General features: G+C 70.4%; 10 protein-coding genes. 6 read left to right on the forward strand and 4 right to left on the reverse strand.

Annotation, left to right across the window (positions count from 1 at the left end; genetic code table 11):
- The coding region (locus tag I71_RS15855; RefSeq protein WP_042695814.1) for an SPOR domain-containing protein at positions 1–518 on the forward strand (518 nt) is incomplete at its 5' end.
- 32 nt (positions 519–550) lie between these two features.
- Here the strand turns inward: I71_RS15855 and I71_RS15860 are convergent.
- Complete coding sequence (locus I71_RS15860) at positions 551–997, reverse strand: helix-turn-helix domain-containing protein (RefSeq protein ID WP_042695822.1); 447 nt, start codon at positions 995–997, stop codon at positions 551–553.
- Positions 998–1088: 91 nt separating this feature from the next.
- Here I71_RS15860 and I71_RS15865 point away from each other — a divergent pair, with 91 nt between their 5' ends.
- The 4 genes from I71_RS15865 to I71_RS15880 all read left to right on the forward strand — a co-directional run bounded on the left by I71_RS15865 (position 1089) and on the right by I71_RS15880 (position 5161).
- A complete protein-coding gene (locus tag I71_RS15865) occupies positions 1089–3347 on the forward strand; it encodes a heavy metal translocating P-type ATPase (protein WP_042695815.1) in 2259 nt (752 codons plus the stop codon).
- Between the two features lie 55 nt (positions 3348–3402).
- Positions 3403–3882, forward strand: coding sequence for a DUF411 domain-containing protein (locus tag I71_RS15870; protein ID WP_049976145.1), 480 nt, complete (start codon positions 3403–3405; stop codon positions 3880–3882).
- Positions 3883–4006: 124 nt separating this feature from the next.
- Positions 4007–4276: a metal-sensing transcriptional repressor gene (locus I71_RS15875; RefSeq protein WP_042695816.1), complete on the forward strand. Its 270-nt coding sequence runs from the start codon at positions 4007–4009 to the stop codon at positions 4274–4276.
- Between the two features lie 9 nt (positions 4277–4285).
- Positions 4286–5161, forward strand: coding sequence for a nickel/cobalt efflux transporter (locus I71_RS15880; protein WP_042695817.1), 876 nt, complete (start codon positions 4286–4288; stop codon positions 5159–5161).
- 157 nt (positions 5162–5318) lie between these two features.
- On the opposite strand, the gene I71_RS15885 is transcribed toward I71_RS15880, so the two are convergent.
- Positions 5319–5897: an HAD-IIIA family hydrolase gene (locus I71_RS15885; RefSeq protein ID WP_042695818.1), complete on the reverse strand. Its 579-nt coding sequence runs from the start codon at positions 5895–5897 to the stop codon at positions 5319–5321.
- Positions 5898–6114: 217 nt separating this feature from the next.
- A complete protein-coding gene (locus tag I71_RS15890; protein WP_148294259.1) occupies positions 6115–6627 on the reverse strand; it encodes a hypothetical protein in 513 nt (170 codons plus the stop codon).
- A gap of 191 nt (positions 6628–6818) precedes the next feature.
- Between I71_RS15890 and I71_RS15895 the strand changes: the two genes are divergently transcribed.
- Positions 6819–8015 (forward strand): helix-turn-helix transcriptional regulator, encoded by a 1197-nt coding sequence (locus I71_RS15895; protein ID WP_042695820.1) that lies wholly within the window; start codon positions 6819–6821, stop codon positions 8013–8015.
- A gap of 291 nt (positions 8016–8306) precedes the next feature.
- On the opposite strand, the gene aqpZ is transcribed toward I71_RS15895, so the two are convergent.
- Positions 8307–9071, reverse strand: a 765-nt coding sequence (gene aqpZ / locus I71_RS15900; protein WP_307189001.1) for an aquaporin Z, incomplete at its 5' end; no start/stop codon positions are given.

Below are 9071 nucleotides of genomic sequence, written 5' to 3' on the forward strand. Positions count from 1 at the left end.
CCTCCGGCTTCAACCTTGCCTTTTCGGCGGTGCGGGACGGCCGCCGCCTGATCGCCGTGGTGCTGGGCGGCCACAGCGCCAATGCCCGCGACGACCGGGTGGCCGACCTGCTGGATGCCGGCTTCAAGCGGCCGACCAGTCCGGTCGAGCCCGCACCGGTGCAGCCGGATCTGCTGATCACCAGGAACAGCGCCTCGATCACCCAACGCAACACGGCGGTGAGCGTGGGTGTCCCCTCGGGGAAGCCGCCCGCTGCCGTGGGGGCGGCAGGCGGTCCCCCTGGGGGGCCTTGGTCCATCCAGGTCGGCGCCTTCGCCAGCCATGCCGCCGCACAGAGCAGCGCCCGCGCCACCGCAAAGCGTCTGGGCACCCTTGCCGCCGGCGCCAGCCCTGCGGTCGTCCGTTCCGGCGGTCTCTACAAGGCCCGCCTGACCGGCCTTGCCGCCGCGAAGGCCGACGCCGCCTGCGCCGCCCTGAAGACGGCCGGAAAGGGCTGCTTCGCGCTTCAGGACCGCTGAGGCGCCGCCTTCCTGCCTGACCGGCCGGGGCCTCAATGGCTGTCGTGCAGGCAGTGGGCGTGGTCGGCCAGCACCTCGATCACATGACAGCTGCGCACCTGATCCTGGGCGCAGCCCTCCACCATCCGCCGGACTTCGTCGCGCAGGGCTTCCAGCCGGGCGATCCTGGACTCGATCTCGGCCAGATGGGTGCGGGCCAGCAGGTCGGCCTCCCGGCAGGGCTGGCCCGGGTCGTCGGCCATGGACAGCAGCTGGCGGATCGCCTCCACCTCGAAGCCCAGTTCGCGGGCGTGGCGGATGAAGCGCAGGCGGCGGACCGACCCATCCTCGTAGGTGCGCCGGTTGCTGCCGGTGCGCGGCGCCTCCGGCAGCAGGCCGATGCTTTCGTAATAGCGGATGGTCGGGATCTTCACCCCGGTCTGCCTGGCGAGCGCGCCGATGGTCAGCGGTGTCGGCAGGGGGGCGGGTGTGCTGGACATGGTCGGCATTTCCCTCTTGATCCTCCAGTCGCTAGAGGATCTAGGCTCTCGGGGAGCTGCCGGCAACGGCCATGATCGAGGAGCCTCTCCCATGCACGACCCCCTCTCCGCACCGCTGCCTGGAACGCAGGCCGGTTCCGCCCTGCGCACCAGCCGCTACCGGGTGTCCGGCATGGATTGCGGGTCCTGCGCCGCCAAGATCGAGACGGCGCTGCGCCGGGTTCCGGGGATCCGCGAGGTGCGGGTGTCGGTACCCGCCGGCACGGTGGCCGTCTCGCACGAAGACAGGGTGGGGGCCGACGCGGTGGTCCGTCCGCTGGCGGCACTCGGCTATGGCGCCACTCCCGCCGATCCGCTGGCGGAAGCCGGGCCGTCGGCCTGCGGCGGGGGGTGCTGCGGGGCTGAGGCCCAGTCGCATTCCCATTCCCATTCTCATTCCCACTCCCACGGCCATTCGGATTCCCACGGCGATGCGTCCGAAGCGCCCTGGTGGCGGGGGCGCAAGGCTCTGCTGACGGTGACGGCCGGTGCGGCCCTGGGCGCCGCGACGGCGCTGGGGCTGCTGGTGCCGGCGGCGAAGCCCTGGGCCTTTCCCTTGGCGCTGATGGTCGGGCTGGTGCCGGTGGCGCGCCGCGCCCTGGCCGCGGCACGGGCCGGAACCCCCTTCTCCATCGAGATGCTGATGACGGTCGCCGCCATCGGCGCGCTCCTGATCGGCGCGGTGGAGGAAGCGGCGACGGTGCTGGTCCTCTTCCTGGTCGGCGAATTGCTGGAGGGGGTGGCGGCTGGCCGGGCGCGGGCCGGCATCCGCGGCCTGACCGCGCTGGTCCCCGACACGGCGCTGCTGGAGCGGGACGGCGCCGCACCGCACCCCGTTCCTGCCTCCGGGCTGGCCGTCGGCTCGGTCATCCTGGTGCGGCCGGGCGACCGGGTGGCGGCCGACGGCGTCGTGCTGTCCGGCCGCAGCGCCGTCGACGAATCCCCCGTCACCGGCGAAAGCGTGCCGAAGCCGAAAGGCGAAGGCGATGAGGTCTTCGCCGGCACCATCAACGCCGACGGGGTGCTGCGCGTCCGCGTCACCGCCGCGGCGCGCGACAACACCATCGCCCGCATCGTCCGGCTGGTGGAGGAGGCGCAGGCGAGCAAGGCCACGACCGAGCGGCTGATCGACCGCTTCGCCCGCTTCTACACGCCGGGCATCGTCGGCGTGGCGGCCCTGGTCGCCGTGGTGCCGCCGCTGGCCTTCGGCGGCGGCTGGACGGAGTGGATCTACCGCGCCCTGGCGGTGCTGCTGATCGGCTGCCCCTGCGCGCTGGTGATCTCCACCCCGGCCGCCATCGCCGCCGGTCTGTCGAACGGCGCCCGGCGCGGGTTGCTGCTGAAGGGCGGTGCCGTGCTGGAGGCACTGGGCCGCATCACCACCGTCGCCTTCGACAAGACCGGCACCCTGACGGAGGGCAAGCCCCGCGTCACCGATCTGGTCCCCTTCGGCAGGAGTGGGGGCGGGAGCGAGGCGGAGCTGCTGGCCCTTGCCGCGGCGCTGGAAGCCGGGTCGAGCCACCCGCTGGCCCGGGCCATCCTGGCCGCGGCGGCGGAGCGCGGCATCGCCCCGCCGGCGGCCGGCGAGGTGACGGCGCTCCCCGGCGCCGGCCTGAACGGCAGGGTGGACGGCCGCGCGGTGGCTCTGTTGTCGCCCCAGGCCGCCGGGTCCGTCCTGACCGCGGCCCAGACCGGTCAGGCTGCGGCCTTCGCGGAGGCGGGCAAGACCGTCTCGGTCCTGCTGGTCGGCGGCAGTCCCGCCGGGCTGATCGCCATGCGCGACGAGCCGCGCTCCGACGCCCGCAGCGGGATCGCTGCGCTGGAGCGTGCCGGCATCCGCTCGCTGATGGTGACCGGCGACAACGCCCGGACCGCCGGGGCGGTCGCCGGGATGCTGGGCATGGTGGCGAATGCCGAACTGCTGCCGGACGACAAGCTGCGCATCGTCCGCGACCTTCAGGCCCAGGGGCAGCGGGTGGCGAAGGTCGGCGACGGCATCAACGACGCCCCGGCGCTCGCCGCCGCCGATGTCGGCATCGCGATGGGCGGCGGCACCGACGTGGCGCTGGAGACCGCCGACGCCGCCATCCTGCACGGCCGGGTCGGCGACGTGGCGGCGATGGTGGCGTTGTCACGCCGCACCATGGCCAACATACGGCAAAACATCGCATTGGCTTTGGGCTTGAAGGCGGTCTTCCTGCTCACCACCGTGCTGGGCGTCACCGGGCTGTGGCCCGCGATCCTGGCGGACACCGGCGCCACCGTGCTGGTCACCGCCAACGCCCTGCGCCTTCTGTCCGTCCGGCCGTGATCGGCCGGCTGCGATTGGCCGGATCCAGGATCCTGAATTCCTTGGGAGAAATTCTATGAACATGACACGGCGGACGATGATGCGGGGGGCGGCGATCGCCGGTCTGGCGTTCGACCTCGGGTCGATGGGGCTGCCGGGCATGGCGCGCGCCGCCGTCCCCGCCGGCGGTGCGGCGGTCGAGGTCTGGAAAGCGGCGAGCTGCGACTGCTGCGAAGGCTGGGTGCGGCACATGCGCGCGGCCGGCTTCGACGTCACCGTTCATGTGGTCGAGGACGTGACGCCGATGAAGCGGGTTGCCGGCGTGCCGGACGACCTCGCCTCCTGCCACACGGCGCGGGTCGGCGGCTATGTGCTGGAGGGCCATGTGCCGGCCGACGATGCGAAGCGGCTGCTGGCCGAACGGCCGCAGGCCCGTGGGCTGGCTGTTCCCGGCATGCCGCAGGACGCCCCCGGCATGGATATGGCCAGCGGCCTGCCCTATCAGGTCGTGCTGTTCGGTGCCGCCGGTGGCCCGCAGGTCTACGCCCGGCACTGATTTTCGCCGAAGCCGGGATGATGGTTCAGGACGGGCGGCCGTAAGCGCCCTCCCGGCCGGGGGAAGCCCCGGCTGGAAGGGCTTGCCTTTGACTCTATCCTCTCCAGGGGGATAGGATCGGAGCATGAGCACGCACCATTCCCATCCCGACATCGTCAAGCGCCTGAAGCGCGCCGACGGTCATCTGCGCGGCATCATCGAGATGATCGAGGCCGAGCGTCCCTGTCTGGACATCGCGCAGCAGCTCCACGCGGTGGAGAGCGCCGTGCGCGAGGCCAAGAAGCTGCTGATCCACGACCATCTTGACCATTGCCTGGACGCCGCGGTCGATGCCGGCCCGGAGGAGTCCCGCCGCTCCGTCGCCGAGTTCAAGGCGATCACCAAATACCTGTAAGGGGCAGAGATGCCGGATTTCGCCGCCCTGTTGCAGCAGGGGGCCGTGCAGGCCTGGCTGTTCGTCCCCAGCGCCATCCTGCTGGGTGCCCTGCACGGGCTGGAACCCGGCCATTCCAAGACCATGATGGCCGCCTTCATCGTCGCCATCCGTGGCACGGTGATGCAGGCGGTCCTGCTGGGGCTGGCGGCGACGGTCTCGCACACGCTGGTGGTGTGGGTGGTGGCGCTTGCCGGTCTGCGGCTGGGCCAGGGCTGGGATGCCGCGACGACCGAGCCCTATTTCCAGGTCGCTTCCGCGCTGCTGATCGTCGGCGTGGCGCTGTGGATGATGGCGCGGACCTGGCGGGAGCAGCATCCGCATCGCCATCATGGCCATCATCACAGCCACGCCCATGGTGACCATGACGATCATGGCCACCACCACGATCACCATCATCACCATGATGACGAGCCGGCGGATGCCCACGCGCGGGCGCATGCCGAGGAAATCCGCCGCCGTTTCGATGGCCGGCCGGTCACCACCGGCCAGATCCTGCTGTTCGGCCTGACCGGCGGCCTGATCCCCTGCCCCGCCGCCATCACCGTCCTGCTGCTGTGCCTGCAACTGAAGGAGGTCGTCCTGGGCGGCGTGCTGGTGCTGTGCTTCAGCATCGGGCTGGCGCTGACCCTGATGTCGGCCGGCGTGGTCGCGGCGCTGGGCATGCGCCATGCCGAACGCCGATGGTCCGGCGCCTTCGGCCGCATCGCCCGGCAGGCTCCCTATGTCTCCGGCGTCCTGATCCTGGCGGTCGGGCTCTATGTCGGGGTCCATGGGCTGTCGGGGTTGGGGTACCACCTCGCCGGTTCGCCCTCCCCGGCCGCCCTTTTCCAGCGGATCGGCTGACCCGGCCCCCGGCTCATGCTGCAGACCGCAAAGACATGGGCGCATGCGGTCAATCGTGATGGTCTGGCCGCCTATCTGACAGCGCGCGACCCGCGCATCCCCCGTCCGGGCCTCCCGCATGGCGGTGGCTGGCGGCGGTGCCCGAAGGCCGGCTGCTTTAGCCGCTCGCCGTCACATCATCCGCGGAGCGTGCCAGGATGCCGGCGACGACGGCATCGAGATCGCCGCCGCGGTAGAGCGTTCCCGCGATGCCCGCCCGCTGCGCCGCCTGCAGGTCGGTGTCGCGGTCGCCGATCAGGAAGCTGCCCTTCGGCTCCACCGGCCACTCCGCCATCGCCTGCAGCAGCATCCCCGGCTCCGGCTTGCGGCAGGCGCAGTCGGTCCGATAGGGCGGCTCGCCATGCTCGGGATGGTGCGGGCAGTGATAGAAGGCGTCGATATGGGCGCCGACGGCGCGCAACTCCTGCTGCATCCAGCGATGCAGGGTCCGCACATGCTCCTCGCCGTAGAGGCCGCGGGCGACCCCGGCCTGGTTGGTGACGACGAAGACCAGATAACCGGCATCGTTCAGCCGCTTCACCGCCTCCCTCGCCCCCGGCATCCAGATGATCTGGTCGGGGCGGTGGGCGAAGCCGATGTCCTCGTTCAGCACGCCGTCGCGGTCGAAGAAGGCGGCCCTGCGGCGGCGGGCGTTCTGAGCCGGGAGTGAATCGTCGGGGAACAGGGAGGCGGGCATGATGGCGGCGGGCTGCCTTTCTTGCGGTGCGGCCCGAGTGAAAAGCCGCTCAGGCGTCGTCCTTGTCAACTGCCAGAGCCAACTGCCAGAGCCAAACCGCCAAACGGTGCGGCCGTCCCGGCGTCGCAGACCCAGCCCGTCTCCCGTCAACAAAGCAGATCGCATGATGAACGCACAAAAACATTTCATGATAACATATAGTGGCTATTTGGTCCCGTCATCCATGCTCGATCCGGCGGACGCAGCCGAGCAGCAGGTCCTCCAGGTTCAGTGGCGGCATGTCGATGTGGATGGCCTCGAAGCCGCGGTCCCGTGCCCGGATCATCAGGTCGTGGTTGACCGCAGCGATGGACAGCAGGACAGGACGGATGGTACTGCGCATGGCCGCCAGCCGGTCGAAGACGGAGGGCCACGGTCCGCAAGCCTCCTGTCGCTCCGCTCCCATCTCCCCCACCACGATCAGGTCGGGAGCGATGGGGCCGGACGGTGGAGGCGGGCGTTGCGCCAGCAAGGCCAGCCCCTCCTCCAGTGTCTCGCCCGCCACGACCTGCCAGCCCAGCGTCTCCAGATAAAGCCGCAGGCCCTCGCGCAGCAATGAACTGCGATCGGCGACCAGCGCCCAACGCACCCGGTCTTCGGCTCTGCCGGCGGCCGCCCATCCCTGTGGGGATGGGCCGGGGGACTTCCTGCGGCTCTCGTTGGTCATTGGGGCGGTCATTGGGGCGGTCACGGACGGCGCTCCCCGGTCAGAAGGCTCCTGTTTGCGGCAGGGATGCGATCCAATGACTTTTGAGGAAAATCCCGATGGTCGCATCCTTCACATGACGGACGAGATGCCTGGACGATGGTCATATGCAACTGGTGGCGATTGAGGGGGAAAGGTTGCCTACGGGAAATTGTTCCACAGCGGAGGACTTCCCCATGGCGCAGGATGCGGATTCCCTGATCGAGGACATCTACGATGCAGTGACCTTTCCGGAGCGTTGGGGAGGCATCCTGGAGCGGCTCTGCACCCTGACCGACGCGACCCACGGCTTCCTGTTCACCACCGGCCCCCGGTATGACAGCCGCACCGCGGCGCTGTGGGCCCGTCACAACATCACGGACCGGCAGTTGGCCGACTACACCACGCATTTCCGCCACCGCGATGTCTGGGCGAATGCGGCGGCGGCGCGCGGCCTGCTGAACCGTTGCGTGGTCCGCCGCGGCGAGGAGCTGGTGCCGGATGCGGTGCTGCGGCGCTCCGCCTTCTTCAACGAGCTGCTGCGGGATCACGGCATGGGCCGTCTGTGCGCACTCGCCCTGTCCGACGGCGGCGAGCTTGCGCCGATGCAGCCGGTGCTGAGCCTGTTCCGTCCAGCCGATGCCTCCCCCTTCCCGGACGAGACGGTGCGGCTCCTGCAGGACTGCGCCCCGCATATCCAGCGGGCGATGCGGCTGCGTGTCCGGCTGCTGGCGCGTGAGGATGGTGGGGACGACGCCCGTTGGAGCGGCCGTGCGGTCGATCGTCTGCCGATTGGGATCGCCCTGCTCGACGCCGCCGGGCGGATCGTCGGTATGAACCGGGCCGGGCGGGCGATGATCGACATGCGCGATGGCCTGCGGCTTCAACATGGGCGCCTGCAGGCCGAACAGGGGGCTGAGGCGCGCCGGCTGACCCATGTGCTGGATGCGGCGGTGTCCACCGCCGGGAGAGGAGTGACGGCGCGCCGGGGGGAGGCGGCCGACCTGCGGGTGTCGCGCCCGTCCGGCCGGGCATCCTACCTGCTGACTGTCCTGCCGCTGTCGCCTGAGACGGCGGTGGGGCCATTCGGCGATGCGGACGGCGGCGATGGCGTACGCATCAGGGCCGCGGTCTACATCGTCGATCCGGCCGCGGTGACGCCGGGGGTGGGAAAGCGGCTGGGCGCGCTGTTCGGCCTGACTCCGGTTGAGGCCGGCCTGGTCGCCGATCTGCTGGCCGACCTGACCCCGGCGGAAATCGGCGGGCGCCGCGGTGTGGCGATCAGCACCGTGCGCAGCCAGCTGCGCAACATCTTTGCCAAAACCGGAACCACCCGCCAGAGCGAGCTGATGAATCTGGTGAACCGCTGTTTGATGCTGCCGGAAGGGCCGTGACGGTCAGGACAGCGCCGACACCAGCAGGAGACCGAGATAGATGCCGATGAACAGGCCCAGCACGATGCCGTAATCCGCCTCGGTCATCGGGTTGGACTCTGGGTCGAACTGCCGCATGGATACGCCTTCTGAGCTGTCTGTCCTGCCTGAATAACAGTGGACGGCGGCGGGGCGTTGCGACATCGGCGGGGTATTGCGGTGGGGCGGGGTGTCGGGGGCGGTGTCTGCGGCCTGCCATCCGGGACCGGCCCGCTGCGAACCGGTCCCGTCGATGAGGAAAGCGGACCCGCTTCAGGTCGAGCTTTCCGCCTGCCCGGTGATGGCGGGTTTCGCCGGCAGGTCCTCGGCAAGTGCGCGGTAGGCCAGCCCCCCCGCCAGTCCGCCGGCCAGCGGGGCGAGCCAGAACAGCCAGAGCTGTTGCAACGCCCATCCGCCGACCACCAGCGCCGGGCCGGTGCTGCGTGCCGGATTGACCGACGTGTTGGTGACCGGGATGCCGATCAGGTGGATGAGGACGAGCGCCATGCCGATGGCCAGCGGCGCGAAGCCGGCCGGCGCCCGCCGGTCGGTGGAGCCCAGGATCACCAGCACGAAGAAGAAGGTCAGGACCAGTTCGATCGCCAGGGCCGAGGTGACGCTGTACTGGCCGGGCGAGTGCGCCTCGTACCCGTTGGCGGCGAGGCCGTTGACGGCCAGACTGTAATCGGCCTTTCCGGTGGCGATGACATACAGGACCAGGGCCGCCGCGAAGGCTCCGACCAGCTGGGCCAGCACATAGGGCAGGATGTCCTTGGCCGGAAACCGCCCGCCGGCCCACAGCCCGACGGTCACCGCCGGGTTCAGGTGGCAGCCGGAGATGTGGCCGATGGAATAGGCCATGGTCAGGACGGTGAGGCCGAAGGCGAAAGAGACGCCGAGCAATCCGATCCCGACCTGCGGAAAGGCGGCGGCGAGCACGGCGCTGCCGCAGCCGCCGAAGACCAGCCAGAACGTCCCGAGAAACTCAGCGGAGCTGCGCCTTACCATACCCATGCCAACCTCCCACTGCGTCAGGGT

Origin of the sequence: Azospirillum sp. B506, assembly GCF_000333595.1 — a bacterium.
Taxonomy (GTDB): Bacteria; Pseudomonadota; Alphaproteobacteria; order Azospirillales; family Azospirillaceae; genus Azospirillum.

What these genes read in the sequence shown, in the direction of transcription:
- I71_RS15860 (WP_042695822.1), bottom strand. Translation starts at nt 997, where the DNA reads ATGTCCAGCACACCCGCCCCCCTGCCGACACCGCTGACCATCGGCGCG.
- I71_RS15880 (WP_042695817.1), top strand. Translation starts at nt 4,286, where the DNA reads ATGCCGGATTTCGCCGCCCTGTTGCAGCAGGGGGCCGTGCAGGCCTGG.
- I71_RS15870 (WP_049976145.1), top strand. Translation starts at nt 3,403, where the DNA reads ATGAACATGACACGGCGGACGATGATGCGGGGGGCGGCGATCGCCGGT.
- I71_RS15875 (WP_042695816.1), top strand. Translation starts at nt 4,007, where the DNA reads ATGAGCACGCACCATTCCCATCCCGACATCGTCAAGCGCCTGAAGCGC.
- I71_RS15895 (WP_042695820.1), top strand. Translation starts at nt 6,819, where the DNA reads ATGGCGCAGGATGCGGATTCCCTGATCGAGGACATCTACGATGCAGTG.
- I71_RS15885 (WP_042695818.1), bottom strand. Translation starts at nt 5,897, where the DNA reads ATGCCCGCCTCCCTGTTCCCCGACGATTCACTCCCGGCTCAGAACGCC.
- I71_RS15865 (WP_042695815.1), top strand. Translation starts at nt 1,089, where the DNA reads ATGCACGACCCCCTCTCCGCACCGCTGCCTGGAACGCAGGCCGGTTCC.